The 19,780-nt window shown below is 65.2% G+C and carries 14 protein-coding genes; 4 read left to right on the top strand and 10 right to left on the bottom strand.

Annotated features, from left to right (window positions below; genetic code table 11):
• Window positions 1–91 precede the first annotated feature (91 nt).
• From HOP53_RS11605 to doeA, 9 genes are all read right to left on the bottom strand, one after another.
• Window positions 92–1,516: an aminotransferase gene (locus HOP53_RS11605; RefSeq protein WP_234270189.1), complete on the bottom strand. Its 1,425-nt coding sequence runs from the start codon at window positions 1,514–1,516 to the stop codon at window positions 92–94.
• Window positions 1,517–1,786: 270 nt separating this feature from the next.
• Window positions 1,787–3,286, bottom strand: coding sequence for an NAD-dependent succinate-semialdehyde dehydrogenase (locus HOP53_RS11600; RefSeq protein ID WP_234270188.1), 1,500 nt, complete (start codon window positions 3,284–3,286; stop codon window positions 1,787–1,789).
• Between the two features lie 189 nt (window positions 3,287–3,475).
• The gene (locus HOP53_RS11595) at window positions 3,476–6,253 is read right to left on the bottom strand and encodes an aminotransferase class I/II-fold pyridoxal phosphate-dependent enzyme (protein ID WP_234270187.1); all 2,778 of its coding nucleotides are present in this window, start codon (window positions 6,251–6,253) and stop codon (window positions 3,476–3,478) included.
• Between the two features lie 63 nt (window positions 6,254–6,316).
• Window positions 6,317–7,300 carry a C45 family autoproteolytic acyltransferase/hydrolase gene (locus HOP53_RS11590; RefSeq protein WP_234270186.1) on the bottom strand — a complete coding sequence of 328 codons (984 nt, stop codon included), beginning with the start codon at window positions 7,298–7,300 and terminating at the stop codon, window positions 6,317–6,319.
• 41 nt (window positions 7,301–7,341) lie between these two features.
• Window positions 7,342–8,814, bottom strand: a complete 1,473-nt coding sequence (locus HOP53_RS11585; RefSeq protein WP_234270185.1) for a biotin carboxylase — start codon at window positions 8,812–8,814, stop codon at window positions 7,342–7,344.
• A 135-nt stretch (window positions 8,815–8,949) separates the two neighbouring features.
• Window positions 8,950–9,822: a carbon-nitrogen hydrolase family protein gene (locus HOP53_RS11580; RefSeq protein ID WP_234270184.1), complete on the bottom strand. Its 873-nt coding sequence runs from the start codon at window positions 9,820–9,822 to the stop codon at window positions 8,950–8,952.
• A 196-nt stretch (window positions 9,823–10,018) separates the two neighbouring features.
• Window positions 10,019–10,495: an Lrp/AsnC family transcriptional regulator gene (locus HOP53_RS11575; protein WP_234270183.1), complete on the bottom strand. Its 477-nt coding sequence runs from the start codon at window positions 10,493–10,495 to the stop codon at window positions 10,019–10,021.
• 41 nt (window positions 10,496–10,536) lie between these two features.
• Window positions 10,537–11,550 (bottom strand): N(2)-acetyl-L-2,4-diaminobutanoate deacetylase DoeB, encoded by a 1,014-nt coding sequence (doeB, locus tag HOP53_RS11570; RefSeq protein WP_234270182.1) that lies wholly within the window; start codon window positions 11,548–11,550, stop codon window positions 10,537–10,539.
• Window positions 11,551–11,581: 31 nt separating this feature from the next.
• On the bottom strand, window positions 11,582–12,781 hold the full coding sequence (doeA, locus tag HOP53_RS11565) for an ectoine hydrolase DoeA (protein ID WP_234270181.1): 1,200 nt from the start codon (window positions 12,779–12,781) through the stop codon (window positions 11,582–11,584).
• Between the two features lie 213 nt (window positions 12,782–12,994).
• On the opposite strand from doeA, the gene ehuR reads away from it, so the two are divergent.
• On the top strand, window positions 12,995–14,401 hold the full coding sequence (ehuR, locus tag HOP53_RS11560; RefSeq protein ID WP_234270180.1) for a MocR-like ectoine utilization transcription factor EhuR: 1,407 nt from the start codon (window positions 12,995–12,997) through the stop codon (window positions 14,399–14,401).
• 30 nt (window positions 14,402–14,431) lie between these two features.
• Window positions 14,432–15,367, top strand: a complete 936-nt coding sequence (locus HOP53_RS11555) for a 2-hydroxyacid dehydrogenase (protein WP_234270179.1) — start codon at window positions 14,432–14,434, stop codon at window positions 15,365–15,367.
• Window positions 15,368–15,442: 75 nt separating this feature from the next.
• On the opposite strand, the gene HOP53_RS11550 is transcribed toward HOP53_RS11555, so the two are convergent.
• Window positions 15,443–17,344 (bottom strand): methyl-accepting chemotaxis protein, encoded by a 1,902-nt coding sequence (locus HOP53_RS11550; protein ID WP_234270178.1) that lies wholly within the window; start codon window positions 17,342–17,344, stop codon window positions 15,443–15,445.
• A 424-nt stretch (window positions 17,345–17,768) separates the two neighbouring features.
• Here HOP53_RS11550 and HOP53_RS11545 point away from each other — a divergent pair, with 424 nt between their 5' ends.
• A complete protein-coding gene (locus HOP53_RS11545; protein WP_234270177.1) occupies window positions 17,769–18,332 on the top strand; it encodes a nicotinamidase in 564 nt (187 codons plus the stop codon).
• The gene (locus tag HOP53_RS11540) at window positions 18,329–19,684 is read left to right on the top strand and encodes a nicotinate phosphoribosyltransferase (RefSeq protein WP_234270176.1); all 1,356 of its coding nucleotides are present in this window, start codon (window positions 18,329–18,331) and stop codon (window positions 19,682–19,684) included. The genes HOP53_RS11545 and HOP53_RS11540 overlap by 4 nt, the downstream gene beginning before the upstream one ends.
• The last annotated feature ends 96 nt before the right edge of the window (window positions 19,685–19,780 follow it).

Genomic DNA, 19,780 nt, shown 5'->3' with positions numbered 1-19,780 from the left:
GGGCCCAGCCAAACGAAGCGCCGCGGGCATTACCCGCGGCGCTCGTGGCCAGACATACTGGGCGCTTGCCGATTCGACTCGGCAATACGGCTCAGCTCACTGACATGGCGGCCTTGACCACCCCTTCGCGCACTAGTTGGTCGGTGACCTTGTTCACCGCACGCTCGGCGCGGGCGACGATCTCGTCGACCTCGGCGCGGGTCGCCACCAGCGGCGGCGCGAAGCCGAGGATGTCGCCCTGGGGCATGGCGCGGGCGATCAGGTTCTCGTCCAGCGCCGCCGCGGCGATGCGCGCACCGACCTTGTGTGCGGCATCGAAGTGCGCCCGCCGGGCAGGGTCGACCGAGAACTCCAGCGCCGCCAGCATGCCCACGCCGCGCACGTTGCCGACGATGGGATGCTCGCCGAAGGCGGCCTGCATCTGCTGCTGCAGGTAGGCGCCGGTTTCGGCGGCGTTCTGCGTCAGCCCCTCGCGCTCGATGATCGCCAGGTTGGCCAGCGCCGCGGCGCAGCCCAGGGCGTGGCCAGAGTAGGTCCAGCCGTGGCCGATGGGGCCGTACTGACCGGTGCCCTGCTCCAGCACGCTCCATACGCGGTCGCCGACGATCACCCCCGAGAGCGGCTGGTAAGCGCTGGTCAGGCCCTTGGCGACGGTGATCAGGTCGGGCTTGATACCATAGTAGTGGCTGCCGAAGTCGGCGCCGATGCGACCGAAACCGCACACCACTTCGTCGGCGATCAGCAGCACGTCGTACTTGGCCAGCACGGCCTGGATCGCCTCCCAGTAGCCTTCCGGCGGTGGCACGATGCCGCCGGTGCCGAGCACCGGCTCGCCGATGAAGGCGGCCACGGTGTCGGGGCCTTCGGCCAGGATCATCTCTTCCAGCTTCTGCGCGCAGTACTGGGAGAACTCGCGCTCACTCATGCCTTCCTGCTCGGCGGCGCGGTGGTAGTAGTACGGCGCCTCGGTGTGCAGGATGCCGGCCAGCGGCAGGTCGAACTGGTCGTGGAACGCCTTGAGACCGGTCAGCGAGCCGGTGGCCAGGCCGGAGCCGTGGTAGCCGCGCTGACGCGAGATGACCTTCTTCTTCTGCGGGCGACCGAGCACATTGTTGTAGTAGCGCACGATCTTGAGCTGGGTCTCGTTGGCGTCGGAGCCGCCCAGGCCGTAGTAGACCTTGGACATGCCGGGGCCGGCGAGCGCGATGATCTTCTCGGAGAGTGCGATCTGCGGCTCGTTGGAGTGGCCCACATAGGTATGGTAGTAGGAGAGCTCCAGCGCCTGCTGATAGATCGCCTCGGCCACCTCGGTGCGGCCGTAGCCGATGTTGACGCAGTACAGCCCGGCGAAGCCGTCGATGAACTCGCGGCCGTCCTTGTCGACGATGTGGATGCCCTTGCCGCCGGTGATCACCCGGCCCGGCGCGTCGCCGTGGGCGAAATCGCGCAGGTGGGTGGAAGCGTGGAAGGTGACCTTGCGGTCGCGCTCGATCAGATCGCGGTGCTGCTGGTTCATTATGCTCTCTCTAATATCAAAGGCCCCGCCGCAGCGGGGAGGTGTTCAATTCGTTATGACGTCGCTGGCCCAGCGCCAGGGCAAGCCAGCGAGCGATATCTACCCAAGGGCGCTGGCGCAAGTGCAGCGGCGCGCGGCGATCGACAGGGATGTCGATCGAGGACCGGCAAGAGGGACCTTGATCCGGTCCGACGCGCAAGCCGCAAACGCAGCGTCAGGGTTTCGCCCTTGGGCATCGCGAGATGGGATGCGCTGGCGCTTCCTCTCGCTTCAGCTCCCAGAAACAGACCCCAAAGCCCCCAGGCAGTAATACTTGGTTTCGAGATACTCATCGATCCCGGTAATGCCGCCCTCGCGGCCCAGCCCCGACTGCTTGACGCCGCCGAAGGGCACGGGCGGGCCGGTCATCTTCACCGAGTTGACGCTGACCATGCCGTACTCCAGCGCCCGCAGCAGCTTCCAGATGCGGCGGATGTCGTGGGTGTAGACATAGGCCGCCAGGCCGTACTCGGTGTCGTTGGCCATCTCGATCACTTCATCGTCGTCGCGGTAGGCGGTCACACCGGCCACCGGGGCGAAGTTCTCCTCGCGCCATACCTTCATCTGCGGCGTCACGCCGGTGAGCAGCACAGGCATGAAGAAGTTCTCTCCCGGCGCCCGGGTCTGATCGCCGGCCACCAGGGTTGCGCCGCGGGAGATGGCGTCGTCGACGATGGCCGCCGCCTTGTCCACCGCCTGACGATGGATCAGCGGCCCCAGGTCGACCTCGCTCTCCATGCCGTTGCCCACGGTCAATGCCGCCATGCGCTCGGCGAAGTGTTCGACGAACTCGTCGTGGATCGACTCGTGCACCAGGATGCGGTTGGCCGCCAGGCAGTCCTGACCGGCGGTCTGGAACTTGGCCGCCACCGCGGCGAAGGCCGCCTCCTTGGGGTCCATGTCGGGGCCGACGATGAACGGGGCGTTGCCGCCGAGCTCCAGCGACACGCGCTTCACCGTCTGGGCGCTCTGTTCGAGCAGCAGCCGACCGACCCGAGTAGAACCGGTGAAGGATAGCGCCTTGACCCGCTCTTCGGCACACAGAATTTTCGATACCTCGGCGGGCTCGCCCAATACCACGTTGAACACGCCCGCCGGAATGCCGGCGCGCTCGGCCAGCTCGGCCAGCGCCAGCGCCGAGAACGGCGTCTCGCCGGCCGGCTTGACCACCACCGTGCAGCCGGCGGCCAGGGCGGCGGCGGCCTTGCGGGTGATCATCGCCAGCGGGAAGTTCCACGGCGTGATCAGCGTGGCGATGCCCACCGGCTCCTTGAGCGTGCCCAGGGCGGCGTTGGGGATATGGCTGGGAATGGTCTCGCCGAAGGTGCGCTTACCCTCTTCGGCGAACCAACGCACGAAGCTGGCGCCGTACTCCACCTCGCCGCGGGCATCGGGCAGCGGCTTGCCCTGCTCCAGGGTCATGATGATGGCGAGGTCCTCGCGGTGGGCCTGCAGCAGGTCGTGCCAGGCCATGAGCCGCTCGGCGCGCTCGTCGGCACGCAGCGCACGCCAGTGCACGAAGGCGGCATCGGCGGCGTCCACCGCTTCACGGATCTGATGCGCCTCGAGCCAGGGGATGTAGCCGATGACCTCGCCGGTAGCGGGGTCGAACACCGTCTCCTCACGGCCGCCATCGCCGTGGGTCCACTTGCCGTTCACATAGGCGTGCTGACGAAACAGACGCGGATCATCCAGCATGGTGGACAGTGTATTGGTCAGCTTCATGTTCATGGTCACCTCCCCTGACACCGGCCCTTCGCTCACGGGCCGGCTGTGGCAAAAACGACAGAGCAGCCGGCGGCTGCTCGATGGGTACAGGGTAAGGGCAAACCTGGGGCGGGACTTTTCGTTAACCAGCAGGGCAAGTGCGTTTTTTTTTGTCCTCCAGGGCTAAGTTGCGTTTTTTTCTGCGCGCGCCGCTCAGGTCTCCGGCGGTGCAGCCAGCGCCTCTTCGGTGAACACGATCAGGCCCAGCTCCGGCCGGTAGCCGTGAATCTCCTTGACGTCGAGTGCCTGCAGAAAATGGAGGATCTCCTCGCTGACCACCTGCCCCGGTACTAGCACCGGGAAGCCCGGCGGGTAGGGAATCACGAAGCTGGCCGAGACCACGTCACGGCCGGCGCGCATCTCGGCCTGGAGCTCGCCGTTGTCGAAGCGCAGGTACTCGGTGTTCTCCTCGTCGTAGCTGAGGAAGTAGGCACGTCGAATGTCGCCCTCGGGAGTCTCGCTGCACTGACGGAAAGCGTCGTGGAAGCGGCTGAAGTCGGGCAGCGGCGGCAGCTCCCGGGTCAGCGAATGCACCCGGCGTTCGATGATCTTGCGCTCGGGCCGGCTGCTCTCCTCCCAGCGGTACTCGAACTCCTTGGCCAGCTTGATCAGTACGTCGAGCAGGTAGGCGATGGAGCCGCGAGTCGTGCCGATGTTGGTCATGAACAGCACGGTGTTGCGCGAAGTCTTGTTGATCTGAATGCCGTACTTGTTCATCAGGTATTCATTCTTGAAGGCGTCGCCGTCGACCCCGGTGTTGCCGATGGCGATAGTCACCCGGGTAGGATCGACCACGAACTCGTCCCGCGCCCACGCCTCCTCCATCTGGTTCCAGCCGGTCACCGGATCGTAGTAGGACTCGACCCCCGACTCACGATACTCGGCGGGCACCATGTCGCTGTTCTTGAGTACCCGGAAGTACTTCTGCAGCAGCGGATGGGTGTAGAGCTGCTCGCGCAGCGACAGTGCCGCCTCCACCTGGGCATGAACCAGCTCGAAGCCCTCCATCTCGGCCTGCATGCGCCCAACGTCCAGCGACGCCACAATCTGATAGTTGGGCGAGGTGGAGGTATGCGTCATGTAGGCCTCGTGGAACGGCGCCTCGACCTTCTGGCGGAAGTCCTGGTCCCAGACATGGATCATCGAACCCTGGCGCAGCGAGGTCAGGGTCTTGTGGGTGGAGTGGGTGGCGTAGGCACGGATACGCACCGCCTCCGGGTCGGGCAGCAGCCGACGCTCGAGCCAGGTGGCATCGTCGTCGGGGTCGAGGGCGTCGAATTCGGCCTTCCACGCCGCGTACTCCTCGCGGTAGGCCTCGCTGCGGTAGCGGTCGCGCAGGGTCCGCGCGGCGTGCATGGCGGTGCGCGGGCGGTAGGTGGGGTTGAAGGTGGCGAAGGCGAACCACGCCTCGTCCCACAGGAACACCAGGTCGGGCTTGATCGCCAGGCACTCCTCCATCACCCGGCGCACGTTGTACACCACACCGTCGAAGGTGCAGTTGGTCAGCAGCAGCATCTTGACCCGGTGGAGCTGGCCGGCGCGCTTGTACTCCAGCAGCGTCTTCTTGATCTCGCGCAGCGGCACCGCGCCGTACATCGAGTAGTCGTTGAGCGGATAGGAGTCCAGATAGCTGACGTGGGCGCCCGCCAGCACCATGCCGTAGTGGTGCGACTTGTGGCAGTCGCGGTCGATCAGCACGATGTCGCGCGGCTTGACCAGCGCCTGCACCACGATCTTGTTGGCCGTCGAGGTGCCGTTGGTGACGAAGAAGCTCTGCCGCGCACCAAAAGCCCGGGCGGCGTACTCCTGGGCCTTCTTGATCGGACCGTAGGGCTGCAGCAGCGAATCGAGGCCGCCCGAGGTGGCCGAGGTCTCGGCGAGGAAAATGTTGATGCCGTAGAAGTCGATCATGTGCCCCGCCCAGTGCGAGCGGGTCACCGACTTGCCCCGCGAAATGGGCATGGCGTGGAACACCCCGGTGGGCTTCTTGCTGTATTCGCGCAGGGCGTCGAAGAATGGCGTGCGATAGCGGCTGTCGATGGCACGCAGGATGGTGTGATGCTGCTCGATGTAGTCAGTCTCGCGATAGAAGATGCGGTTGAAGTGGCGGATGTCGCGGCTCGCCGTGGCCTCGACGTCACCGCTGGTGACCAGGAACTGGTCGATCTCGGGGCGCAGCTCGTGGATCATCGAGCTGAGCAGGATGCTGCGTTCCGCCTCCGACTGGTGCTCCAGTTCCTGCTCGGAGAGGCCTTCGAGGTAGTTGCGCAGGGCACTGAGGTTGTACTTGGACTTGTAGGGAAACTCATAGCGGATCAGGCAGGCCTGGATGTTGGGGTTGACCAGCACCGCGATCAGCGCGTCCTCGAAGCTTCGCACCGTGACCACGTCGTAGACGAAGCGGTCCTCCGGCCGGCGCAGGCTGTGGAACGCCTCGCGCACCACTTCCTCTTCCTGGGACGAGAGGTTGTCGACGATCAGCAGCTCGAAATAGGGCTGGGCCGAGCTGTTGGAGGCCGGATGCCCATGGCGCAGCTGCGCCAGGGCATCAAGGGTCTCAAGATCCTCGGCGTCGGCATCGGTCTCGGAGAGATCGACGTGGCGGCGACGGTAGGATTCGCTGATCAGCGCCCGCACCAGCCGCTTGACCACCTTCTCCAGCAGCACGTACTCCTCACGGTCGAACAGCGCCCAGAGGTGACGGAAGTCCTCCTTGGAGGGAAAGGCGTGGTAGTCCTCGATGATCTCGAGGCGCGTCAGCTTGACGTCGATCGCCTTGATCAGGTTACGTGCCCGGCTCTCGTCGTTGAGCCGCACCAACTGTCCCAGATCGCGCTTGAGCGCGTTCCAAGTGTCGGCGCGCAGCTGGGAGATCTTGTGATAGAAGCCCAGCGCGGTATACGGCGTTTCGGTATGGCTGCTTTCGTTCATGGCGACACCCATCCCTCTTTGTCGTTATTGTTCCCGCGGCGCCTGCGCAATACCGCGGCTACGCTACCTGGGGCCGTAACGGACCCTCAGCTGCTGCTCGGGAAAATGATCGAAGGCCAGCTCCAGGCGCTGCTGCGGCCAGCGATAGCTGACCCGCCCCGACTGCGGCCAATAGGCCGCGGTATAGATGGTGCCGAGCCCGCGCGCGTAGTCGCGGCGAAACAGCGGCGGCGAGGTGAAGGCGTCGAGCAGGCGCGCCTCGGTGGTGGCCGGGTCGTCCACCAGGATCGATAGCTGGCGCTCGCGGATCAGGGTCTCCGACGCCAGCGCATGGGCGTACCACTCGATCTTCTTCTGATGGTTGGTGGCCACCGCCACCCGGCGGATGCTGGCCCGGCGATCAGGGGCGATCATCGCCGTGACGTAACGTCCCGCGGCATCGGTCAGGGTGACGTTGTAGGCCATGTGGGTCGGCACTCGGGCCAGCACCTCGGCGGCCTGGGGCACGCTGTCGCAGAACTCCAGCAGGTAGCGCAAGATGATGGGAGCGCCGAAGCCCTCGCCCACCGCCTTGCGCCCACCAAAGGCCAACGACACGGCCAGGCCTGCCTCGTTCATACCATCCAGCACGCCCCACAGGCAGTCGGTCATGGCGATCACGCCGCGCCCGTTCCAGCGGGTGTACAGCACGGTGCCCTCGCACAGCTCCGGCGGGTAGTCGTAGTTGCGCGCCAGCAGGCTCGAACCGTGCTGAGTCAGCACCGCCTGGGAGCAGCCGGTGATGTACGGCGGCGGCTGGAAGAGACTGAGAAAGCGCGCCGCCAGATCGCCACCGCCGGCCAGCTCGCACAGCGTCCGGTAGATTTCCAGCAGCTCCGGCATGTGCCGGCGCAGGGCGTTGTAGCAGCTCAGGTAGCCCGGCCGCTCGCGCTCCCCTTCGGCCAGATACCACGCCTCGTAGGCCGGCCAGTGGTAGTCGAACAGCGACCGCCACTTGGTGCCGGGCATCTCCTCCTGCAGGGTACGAAAGACCAGTGCTCTCTCCATCTCCCCCCGCCGCGTATGATGATGCCGCTCGACTTCGCCGTTCATAGGATCTTGAAGTTGCCGCCGCCGATGGCATGACTCACGGCGACCTCTTCCACCAGCGGATCCTGTAGCGGCTGACCGGCGTACTCGCCGCGAATGCCTTCGATCCAGGCCTTGGCCCGCTCGGTGAGCTGGAAGTCGTCGTCCATCAGGCGGCCTCGTGTAATCAGAATTCCCAGGTCGGCACCCTCGTAGCGGAAGTCCCCCGGCCCGCTGATGCGCAGGAAGAAGGCCTCGCGCTCGTTCTCGGCGGCATGGGGATGGTAGCTGTAGTGGTCATAGGCCATGCGCCCGTCCTCGCCCAGGGTCCACACCCCGGTGCGCGGCGCCCGTGTCAGCAGGTCGACGCTCTCGTCGGTGTGCTTGATCACCAGTTGGCTCCAGCTGTCGACGCTGTCGGGGTGCGACCAGCGCTCGTTGATCTCCTCGATGTCGAGATCGAACTCGACGTCGGAGAACTCCAGCAGATGGAACAGGAACAGCGGGATGTCGGAGTGGGCGAAGGCCGCCACGTTGGTCAGCGAGCTGGCGCCGGTGACCCGCGGGTTGAGTTCGCCCAGGTAGACCTCGCCGTTATCCATGTCGATCAGGAAGTCGAGTTCGAAATAGCCACGGTAGCCCTCTTCGCGCAGGGCCTCGCCGAACTTGAAGGTGTACTCGCGGGCCTTGTCGCGGATCTCCTGGCTGAAGGCGCCGGCGAACATCTCGTTGCCGCACCAGCCGCCCTTGTAGGGGGTCAACGACTTGAAGCCTACCAGCTCGGTCATCAGCGGCCCCACCACGGTACCGCAGCGGGTGGCGCAGGCCTCGATGGCCGAACCGCGACAGTTGATGCGCTTCATGATCTTGACCTCGGGCTCGGCCTCGATCTCCTCGGCATGCTTGTAGTAGTCGTCTTCACTGGCGATGAAGAAGGTGGTGTGGCCGGAGTCGCCGTAGGCGGTCTGCACCACCAGGTCGTCGCCCAGCTCACGGCTGACCTCGAGCAGTTCCTGATAGCTGCCGACCCGTGCCAGCACGTTGGGCACGCTGGGCACCCCGGCCTTGTTGCCGATCCGCACCGTCTCGATCTTGTTGTCCATGCGCGAGCGCAGCTCCGCCGGCGGGAAGGCGACCCGCAGACCGAGCTGCCGGCAGATCTCCTCGGTGTGCTCGTCGAACATCAGGAAGGCGGCAACACCCGCATCGTCGCCGCTGGCACGCGACTGGATGAAGTCGATCACCTCCTTGTGTTCGAGCAGGTAGTTGTTGATGTCCTCGATGCTCTCGAAGTCGCGCGGGAATTTCTCCTTGGGCACGAAGACGTTGCGCTGCTGGCCGTCGAAGCAGTCGATGTAGTTGATGTGCCGGAAGTTGCCCACCCAGTCACCGATACCGAGCAGGTTGAAGTTGGTCGCAGAGATGAAGTAGACCGGCTCCTTGTTGTTGCGAAAATGGCGGCGAACGTCGGCAATGTTATTGATCTTGTTCATTGTTCTCGCTCCATCGATGACGGTAGGGATGGCATCGGCGGGTCTCGGCCGGGCCGTTGCCGGAAGGGAGTTCCAGGGCCGAAAGAAACGTTGTCTCAGGCGAATCAGGAACTCCCACATGACGATCTCCTTGAGCTATCGATACTCTTCGATATCGGTGCGCTGCGGCTTGGCCAACGGCCCCAGGCTGGCAAGAAACGGCGAGGGGCCATGCTCGAAGCGGTAGATGGAGAAATCCACCTGGCGGTCGCGGAAGCTCTTCAGCGGCTGCCCCAGGCCACGCAGGCCCGTTTCGCGCTCGCGCCGCACCCGACTGAAGTCGACCTCGATGGGCATGACTTCCTCACCGGAACCGGCCTGATGAATCACGTCACCTGAAGGCCCCACCACGATGGAGCGGCCGTTGCCGAGGGCGCCGGCGCCGTTGATGTCGAAGAAGTAGCACTGGTTGACCGCGGCATTGGCACGGGCGATGGAAAGCTCGATATCGCGGTCGATGGTATCTGTCATGGTGGGGTGGAGGATCACCTCGGCGCCCATGGCGGCCAGGGTTCGGGTGGTCTCGGGGAACCACATGTCGTAGCAGATCGACACGCCGAAACGACCGACGTTGGGCACATCGAAGACGACGAACTCCGTGCCGCTCTCCACGTTGGCCTCGTAGGGGCGGAAGGGGAACATCTTACGGTAACGCGCCACCACCTGACCGCTCGGATCGATCACCGACAAGGTGTTGTAGATGCCGCTCTCGGTGCGTTCGAACATGGATCCGGGAATCAGCCAGATACGGTATCGCTCGGCGAGCTGGCAGAAGAACTGCTCGACATGACTGGGTAACGGGTGGGCGTGATGTGGCGAGGCGCCAAGCGGCATCAACTCACTGAACAGAACCATCTGCACCTGGGGGAAGCGGCTCATCAGCGCGTCGACCCGGTGGCGCATGGCCTCGGTGTTGTCACCGTGATGCAGGGCCTGCATCTGCACCCCGGCAATGGTGAAGTAGGACATGGGCATCTCTCTACGTCAGGCGATCTTGTCTCAGGGCGCTAACCAACTCATCCGGCACCGCGATGACATGCCGGAAGATCGCCCGGCTGAGTGAGCCATCGGCTCACTCTCGCTTTAAGCTTATGCCATGATTCTACTCAAGGTATCAACGTTGAGTTCGCGTTGGATGCCGCGCCGCCAGCGGCCCCAGCCTAAATCAACTGAGAAAGTCGCCCCGCTCCAGGCCCGGCGCAGGACGTTTGACCGCCTTGGTCACAATGTAGGTGAAATAGCGCTCGATGCCGACATCCGAGGTGAGCCAGGCGTCGATCAGACGCTGGTAGGCATCGACGGAGTCGGCCTCGACCTTCATCAGGTAATCGACCCCACCGCCTACCGCCACGCACTCGGTGACCTCGGGGGTTTCGTGAACCAGCGCCTCGAAGCGGGCGAAGCTCTCGGCATTGTGCTGCTTGAGCTCGATCTGCACCCACACCGGGGTGCGCTTGACCAGCGCACCGGGATTGATGCGTGCACCATAACCCTCGATGATGCCGGCCTTCTCCAGCCGCCGCACCCGCTCCCAGCACGGGCTGACCGAGAGATTGATGGCCTCGGCCAGCTTCGACTTGGTGATGCGCCCGTCGCGGGACAGAATCTCGAGAATCTTCAGGTCGTATCGATCGAGCTTCATCGTTTTCTCTTGTTATGCCTCTTTTGTCATGGCGGTTCGAATCAGCCGAGGGTGTCGACGACGTCGGCGATCACGGCGATGGTGTCGCCCATGTTGACCAACGCGGGGAAGCGCCGAGCCGCCAGGATGCCGTCACGCCCGGCGTGGTACTCGACCGGCGCCACGCCACTGCGGGTCATATCGTAGACGCGAGCGATCACCTGGCCCTTCTCCACTTTGTCGCCCAACGCCAGGGTCAGCTCGAGCAGCCCCGTGTGCTCGCTCTGCACGTAGCAGCTGGCGTCGGGCATATCGAGATAGACCTGCGGCTCGGCGGGCATCTCCACCTCGCCCTGGAGCAGGCCGAAGTGGATCAGGAAATTGCGCACGCCGCGCTCGGTGAGGGCCAGGCTCTCGGGGGTAGAGGTACCGCCGCCACCCAGCTCGGTGGCGACGAAAACCTTGCCCTGGCTCTCCACCGCGGTGTCGAACAGCGCCGCGGCATCGAGTTCGAACATCATCATGGCGTAGGGGGCGCCGAATGCCTTGGCGCCCTCCAGCGCCTGGCGCTGCTGTTCGGGGTCGTCGAGTATGTGGGAGGCGCCGAAGGGAATGATGTCCAGGGTGCGCCCACCGGAGTGCAGGTCGAGCACCACGTCGCACATCGGCGTCATGACCCGGGTGAAGTAGTCGGCGATCTTCTCGGTCACCGTGCCGTCGGGGTCGCCCGGAAAGCTGCGGTTGAGGTTGCCACCATCCATCGGCGAGGTGCGCTTGCCGGCCATGGCCGCGGGCATGTTCATCATCGGCACGATGATCACGCGACCGCTCACGTCCTCAGCACGCAGCGAGCTCGACAGCTTCATCAGCGCGGTGATGCCCTCGTACTCGTCGCCGTGATTGCCGCCGGTCAGTAGCGCCGTGGGGCCCTCGCCGTTCTTGACCACGCTCACCGGGATCATCACCGCGCCCCAGGCCGACTCGTCGGTGGAGATCGGCAGCTTGAGGAAGCCGTGCTGGACGCCATCGGCGTCGAAGTCCACGGTGGCGCTGATTGGGCTGGGTCGCTTGCTCATCTTGCTCTCCTTGACTTGACGAACGCTGGCCTTACTTGACGAAAAGCTGGCGCGGGAAGTTGGCCAGCGCTTCGCAGCCGGTCTCGGTGATCAGAATGCTCTCGGTTATCTCGAGCCCCCAGTCGTCCTGCCACAGGCCCGGCATGAAGTGGAAGGTCATGCCCGGTTCGAGAATGGTCTCGTCCGAAGGGCGCAGGCTCATGGTGCGCTCGCCCCAGTCCGGCGGGTAGCTGATACCGATGGGGTAGCCGCAGCGGGCGCCGCCGCGGTCGAAGCCGTACTTGTCCATCGCCGCGCCCAGGGCCATGGCGATGTCGGCGGTGCGATTGCCGGGCTTGGCCACCGCCAGGCCGTTCTCGATGCCCTCGAGCAGGGCAGACTCGGCGCGCACGAAGTCCTGCGGCGGCCGGCCCAGGAACACCGTACGCGACAGCGGCGCATGGTAGCGCTTGAACACCCCGGCAATTTCGAAGAAGGTCCCCTCCCCCTTGCGGAACGGCGTGTCGTCCCAGGTCAGGTGAGGCGCCGCCGCATCCTTGCCGGTGGGCAGCATGGGCACGATGGCGGGGTAGTCGCCGCCATAAACCTTGCCGTTCTCGTCGACCCAGCCCTCGATACCGACACGGTAGATCTCCGAGACCAGCTTGCTCTTGGGCAGGCCGGGCTCGATCACCTCGAGAATGCGCGAATGCATGCCCTCGACGATCTTGCCCGCCACCCGCATGTAGGCGATCTCCTGGGGCGACTTGATCGCGCGGCACCAGTTGACCAGCGAGTTGGCATCCATGAAGCGCGCATGGGGCAGTTCGCGCAGCAGGCTCTGGTAGGCCTTGGCCGAAAAGTAGTAGTTGTCCATCTCAAGCCCCACCACGCCCTGATGCCAGCCGCGATCGGGCATGATCGACTGGGCCAGGTAGTCCATGGGGTGCATGTCCGGGTTCTGGACGTAGTAGTCGGGGTAGTAGGTGATGTTGTCCGGGTCGATCCAGCAGGTGCGCAGCGCCCCATTGGCGTCCATGCGCCGGCCGTACCACACCGGTTCGCCCTCCAGCCCCACCAGCACGCACTGGTGAACGTAGAAGGACCAGCCATCATAGCCCGTCAGCCAGGCCATGTTGGACGGGTCACTGATCACCAGCACGTCGATCCCTCGACTGGCCATTTCAGCCCGCACCTTCCATAGCCGGCTGGCATATTCCTCACGAGTGAAGGACAGGGATACCTGAGTCATGGGCCACTCGCCATAAAATCACCAAGAACCGGCCCTCTTCGCTGCAGAAGAAGGCCGGGCCATCGGATAGTCGGTCATCGCGGTCAGGGATGAAAGGACCGGCCCAAAATTGTCATGATCGATTTTGGCGGAAAACATGACAATCCCAGTTCAATGCCGCTAAGCTGATAGTAGCATCCCCCCTTGGCTGGCGGTCAAAGGCTTTATTGCATCATGACGATTGATCTAACCCCGTACCTGACGGATACGGGCCCCAAGTATTTGGCCATCGCTCGTGCTCTCTCGGAAGCGGTGCGCCAGGGTGAACTCGTGCCCGGCACCCGGTTGCCGCCCCATCGCCAACTGGCCGAGAACCTGGGGGTCAGCGTCCAGACCGTGTCACGAGCCTATGCCCAGGCCGAGCGAATGGGTCTGGTGCAGGCCCGGGTGGGCAGCGGCACCTGGATCAATGCGCTGGACGACGCCAAGGAATCGGCCTATCTGCGTGGCCACGAAGCACGCCAGGAGAACCCGCTGATCGATCTGTCGATCGCCCACCCGGTATGTCCACCGAGCCATCATCTACGTTTTCGCCACACCCTGTCCGAGCTGGCCGAACTGGCCAGCCCCGACGTGATCGGCGCCTGCCGCCCCATCGCCGGCCTCGCTCACCAGCGCGAGCGCGCCAGCGCCTGGCTGCAGTCACGCCTGCACGTACCCGGCGAGATGGACGACCGCATTCTCTGCAACGGCGCCGCCCACGGCCTGATGCTGGCGATTTCCAGCGTGGTGCAGCACGGCGACCTGGTGCTGACCGAGGCGCTCACCGATCACGGCCTGATCGCCCTCTCGCGCACGCTGGGGTTCCAACTGCGCGGCATCGCCATCGACGCCGAGGGCATCGTGCCGGAAGCGCTGGAACTGGCCTGCCAGCGCTTCAAGCCGCGCGCGCTCTACCTGACCCCGACCCAGCTCAATCCCACCGGAGCGACCATGAGCGAGGCGCGCCGCGACGCCGTGGCCGAGGTGCTGGCGCGGCACCGGGTATGGCTGATCGAAGACGACGTGCATGCGCTGCTGGAAGCCCCGGGATTCACCCCCGTTGCATCGCGTATCCCGCAGCTGAGCTTTCATGTCACCAGCCTGACCAAGGTCACCGTACCGGGGCTGCGTGCCGGCTACCTCACCGTACCGCGAGGCCAGCTGCACCATGTGCTGCCGCGCATGCGTGCGACCACCTGGATGGCAACGCCGCTGATCTTCGAGATCGCCGACCGCTGGCTGGCCGACGGCACCGTCGAGGCCCTGGCCGGCGAACAGCGCAGCCTGCTGGGCGAGCGCCAGCAGCTTGCCCAGCGCCTGCTCGGTCATCATGCGCTGGAGTCGCGCCCCACCAGCCTGCACGTGTGGATTTCCCTGCCCGACGCCTGGCGCGCCGAGGAGCTGCAGCAGCAGGCGGAACAGGAGGGGCTGGCCATCACCACGGCGGTGCCGTTCATGGTGGAACAGACCCCGCCGCCCAGGCGCATCCGGGTGAGCCTGGGCGCCGAGCAGGACATTGCCCGCGTGGAAGAGGGACTCAAGCGTCTGGCCGTGCTGCTCGACGAAGCCCCCCCGCCCATGATGCAGATCGTCTATTGAGAGCCATCGTCTACCGAGAAAGGAGCCGTCATGCGCATATTGCTTCACATCGACGACATCGAGGCCTGGCGCGATGCGCTGGCCGAGCGCCTGCCCGGTGCCGAGATCGTCACCGCCGACGACCCTGCCGACAAGCGCCGCGATGCCGACTACCTGGCGGTGTGGAAGCCCCCCGAGGCACTGCTCGCCGAACAGACTCGCGCCCGCGGCATCGTCAACCTGGGAGCGGGCGTGGATGCCCTGCTCAACAATCCGGCGCTGCCCGCAGGGGTACCCATCGTCAAGCTGCGCGATGCCGGCATGGCCGAGCTGATCGGCGATTACGTGCGCTACGGGGTGCTGCACTTTCAGCGCGACTTCGACCGCTACCGCCGCCAGCAGGCGCAAAGGAAGTGGCAAGAGCATGCCGTTGCCGACAAGCGCGACTGGCCGGTGGGCGTGCTCGGCCTCGGTGCCATCGGCGCCAGGGTGGCCGCCATGATCGCCGCCGACGGTTTTCCCGTGCACGGCTGGAGTCGCTCGCCCAAATCGCTCGAGGGCATCACCTGCCACCACGGCGACGAGGGCCTGGTCGAGCTGCTCGGCCAGGTTCGCACCCTGGTGCTGCTGCTGCCCGGCACCAACTCGACCCGCCACATCATCAATGCTGCGGCACTCGCCGCCCTGCCCGAAGGCGCCAGCCTGATCAACCCTGGCCGCGGCAGCCTGATCGACGAGGCGGCGCTGCTCGCAGCGCTGGGTGAAGGCGAACGGGAAGGCCGGCTGCGTGGCGCCATCCTCGACGCCTTCCCCGAGGAGCCGCTGCCCGAATCGAGCCCGCTGTGGTGGCATCCGCGCATCTGGGTGACGCCGCACATGGCCGGGCCGACCCCGCTGGACGAGGCCGTCGATCAGGTGGCCGAAGCGATCCGCGCCTTCGAGGCCGGCGAGGAGGTCGAGTCCATCGACCCCGAAGCGGGTTATTGATATCGACGCCGGCCTGCGTCAGCAGTAACTGAAACGGCGGGCCCTTGGCCCGCCGCTGCTATCGTCGCTGCCGGTTCAAGCCGGCTGGGGCAAGCGCTCCATGCCGCGATACTCGAGCCGCGCCACATCCGAAACCTCCATCACCGACGTGGGCTGCCCCAGGCCATCGCTGACGCGGAAGCGGGAGATCAGCCTGGCCATCTCTCCGGCCTGGTCGTCCAGCGAACGGCTCGCGGTGGCGACCTGCTCGACCAGCGCCGCGTTCTGCTGGGTGGTAGCCTCGAGCTGAGCCACGGCCTGGTTGATCTGCTCGATACCCGCCGACTGCTCGCCGCTGGCCGAGGAGATCTCCATCACCAGGTCGGAGACCCGGCGTACGTCCCCGGAAATGGCGGTCAGTGCTTCGGAGGTGCGCCCCACCAGGGCATTACCGGCCTCCACCCGCAGGGTGGTGTTGCCGATCAGCTGACGAATGCGTTCGGCCTCCTCGGCACTGCGGCTGGCCAGCTTGCGTACCTCACCTGCGACCACGGCGAAGCCGCGACCGTGCTCACCGGCACGGGCAGCCTCCACCGAAGCATTGAGCGCCAACAGGTTGGTCTGAAAGGCAATACCGTCGATGGCCTCGACGATGGCGGTGACCTGGCGGTTGGCCTCGAAGATCTGCTGCATGGCCTGGCGCGCCTCCTCGGCCACCCGGCTGGCCTGCTCGGCCTGGGTCACCGCCTGCTCCGTCATGCTGCTGGCCTGGCGCGCGTTGTCGGCGGACTGACGCACGGTGGAGGTCATCTGCTCCATGCTGGTGGCGGTTTCCACCAGCGAGGCGGACTGCTCCTCGGTACGACTGGCCAGATCCTCGTTGCCCTGGGCGATCTCGCCGCTGGCCGAGCCTACGCCGCGGGCCCCCTGCTGAATCGAAGCCACCAGCGCTTCCATGCTGTCCGTGGAGTGATTGAAGGCAGCATAGAGCCGCGACAGCTCGTCGCTGCCGGGTACTGCCAGGCGCTGAGTCAGATCGCCACCGCGCGACTCGATCAGGGCAAGCGCCTGACGCAGGGGCACGACCATGCTGCGCACCAGCAGGATGGAAAGCACGACGGAGACCAGAATGGCCGCCAGGGCCAGACCGGCGAACGCCCATAGTCCGAAGCGGGCATCCCCGGCCAGGGCATGGGCCCGCAGCTGTACGTCCTCGGCCAACGCCAGCTCCACTGCGCGCAGCCGCTCCAGCTTGCCGGTCTGGGCGTCAAACCAGCGCTCCGCGCGAATGCCATAGCCGCCGTCGATACCCTGACGCATGGCGATCTGGCGCATCATGGTCAGCTCGCCATTGGCCTCGTGTTCGGTGGTGGCGGCACGATACCGAGCCCACATCTCGGCGTCGGCCTGGATGAGGAAGCTCTCCTCGAACGCTTCCTCTTCGCCGAGCAGGCGGAGAAAGCGGAAATAGACATCCTGTGACATGCGGTTGGCGGCGAAAGCGCTGGCCAACAGCGCCCGCTCTATACCCGCCGTCTCCTTGAGCTCGAGCAGGGAGTAATAGGCACCCAAGCCACGGGAGAGCTCGCCAGCATTGCTCAGCGAACTCAGCCGCCCCACGATCTCGGTCAGGTATGCGTTGATGTCGGTGTAGTAATCAAGGGCATCGAGCCCGCCAATCTCGAGGGCATCTACCTGGCGGCGCTTATCGGCCACCTCAGCCAGCAGCGCATCGATCTCCTGCTGTCGCTGGGTAATACCGACGTCGCCACCCACATCGATGCCGGCCCAGGCGCTGCGATAGTCGGCCAGTCGCTCGTCGACCCGGCTGCGCTGAGCGGCCAGCCGCGTGCCGAAGACCTCGCCACTGCTACCGATGAAGCCGACCGACAGGCCGCGCTCCACCTGCAGCTCGTGTATCAGACCACCGAGCTGCACCGACAGACCGGTGAAGCGGTCGACCTGCTGCATGTTGTTGGCAACTTGTTGTCTGTCCATGATGCCACTCGCGGCCAGCCAGACGATGATGCAAAGGGGCAGTGCCAGCACAAGCATGAACTTGCGTGACACTGGAATGCGGTGAAGGAAGTTTTTCATGTGTTGGAACCCTGCCAAGCTCGATGATATCGGGAGTCGGGACGTGGCTGGCGTAGCGTGCCGTTGTAGTTGTGATATCCGTCGGCCATCGTGGCGCTGCCTGTCGGTGCGCGAAGTCTTCTTCGGCCTCACGGCGGGAATCTTGAGCTCGACACCTCGCAACCGGCGTCGGGTTTGATCGACGTCATTCTTATCGCCGAATCGACACCACGCCGATCGACACCGTTTGCCCAGGACAGGGGAATCTGCTTGGTCCTCCTACAACGAAGCGCGTTCAAGACATACTCTGTCAGTTACCATTTGCCGATATCGCTGGAGGTAGCTCATGGCCCAGTTGGATTACCGACCCGATACCGCGCTGCTGATCGTGGACATGCAGAACGACTTCTGCGAGGGCGGAGCTCTTGCCGTGAAGGGAGGCAGCGCGCTGGTACCAGGCATCAATGCCGAGATCGACGCCGCCAGGCGTGCCGGCGCCTTGGTACTGGCCTCGCGCGACTGGCATCCCATCGACCATATGAGCTTCGTGCATCGCGGTGGCCATTGGCCGGTACACTGCGTGCAGGACACACCGGGGGCTGGCTTCCACTCCCAGTTGACCCTAGCCGACGACGTCATTCGGCTGAGCAAGGCCACTGCCTTCGACACTGACGCCTACTCCGCCTTCGAGGGCACCGGCCTGGCCGGCTACCTGCGCGAGCGCGGCATCGCACGCGTCGCCGTGTGCGGGCTGGCGATGGACGTCTGCGTTAGGGCCACCGCGCTGGACGCACGTCGTGAGGGTTTTTCCGTGGTAGTACTCGATGCCCTCACTGCCCCCGTCGCACCGGATGCACGCGGCAACTGCCAGCGCGAGTTCGAGGCAGCCGGCGTCGAGGTGCATCGATGAGCGAGACTTGTCCGGTACAGATCGCAGACCACGAGCTGGCACTGCTGACCGACCTGTACCAGTTGACCATGCTCGAGGCCTACTGGAAGGAATCGATGAGGGAGAGGGCCACCTTCAGTCTGTTCTTTCGCAAGATGCCTCCCACGCGCCGTTTCATGCTTGCCTGTGGTCAACAGCACGCCGCAGCAACGATCAGCCGCCTGCGGTTCACTCCGGCCATGCTGGAGCGACTCTCGGCGACCGGCCGTTTCCACCGGGACTTTCTTGCCTGGCTCGGCGAATGGCGCTTCAGCGGCGATATCTGGACCCTGCCGGAGGGCACGCCGGTTTTCCCCAACGAACCGCTGCTGGAGGTGGACGCCCCTATTGCGGAAGCGCAGTTGATCGAGAGTCTACTCATGAATCTGGTGCAGCTCGAGACGGTACTGGCCTCCAAGGCCGTGCGCATCGTGCTGGCAGCCCGTGGCCGCCCGGTGATCGACTTTGGCTTGCGCCGCATGCACGGTGTCGATGCCGCCGTGCGTGGCGTACGCGCCTACCGCACGGCGGGTCTGTCCGGGACCAGCAACGTGCTTGGCGGCCTGCGGCATGACCTGCCACTGAGCGGCACCATGGCACACAGCTATATCCTCGCTCACGACAGCGAAACTGACGCGTTTCGTGCCTTCGCCCGCCACTTTCCCGGCACCACGCTGCTGGTGGATACCCACGACACCCTCGAAGGTGTGCGTCAGGTCATCGAACTGCTTCAGGAGGAGCCGGATCTTCGCATCGAGGCCATCCGCCTCGACTCCGGCGATCTCGGCGAACTCGCCCGACGCTCCCGCACGCTGCTCGACGCAGCCGGCCTCGAGCAGGTTCGCATCATCGCCAGCAGCGGCCTGGACGAATACGAGATCGCCACTCTGCTCGATGCCGACGCGCCGATCGATGCCTTCGGTGTCGGCACCGCCATGGGCGTCTCTGCCGATGCACCGGTGATCGATCTGTCTTACAAGCTGACGGAGTACGCCGGCATACCGCGGGTCAAGCACTCCTCCGGCAAGGTCAACCTGCCCGGGCGCAAACAGTTGTTCCGGCGACAAAACTCAGAGGGCACCTTCACTGGCGACGTGATCGCCAGGCGCGACGAGGTCATCGATGACGCCGAGCCGCTGCTGGTACCTCTGGTTCGGAACGGCAGCGTCGACCCTGACTATCTACGCGCTGCCGAACAGGCACGACAGCGCGTCGAGGGTATGCTCTCTTGCCTGCCCGCGCCGCTGCGACGCCTTGAACGTCGTGCGAGCGACGAGACGGAGTATCCGGTCGTACTGAGCCTTGGGCTGCAGAGTCTGGCAGCGTCCCGCTAGGCAAGCCATGGAAGGATCGTGGAATAACCGTGCATCACGGAACCCGACGGGCTGGTGAGGTTCACAGCTACTGTCGCCCAACAGCCAAGCGGTCCT

The organism is Billgrantia ethanolica (assembly GCF_021404305.1).
GTDB classification, from domain to species: domain Bacteria; phylum Pseudomonadota; class Gammaproteobacteria; order Pseudomonadales; family Halomonadaceae; genus Halomonas; species Halomonas ethanolica.
The sequence above is the reverse complement of the archived record's forward strand: the minus strand, read 5'-3'. Positions and strand labels throughout refer to the sequence as shown.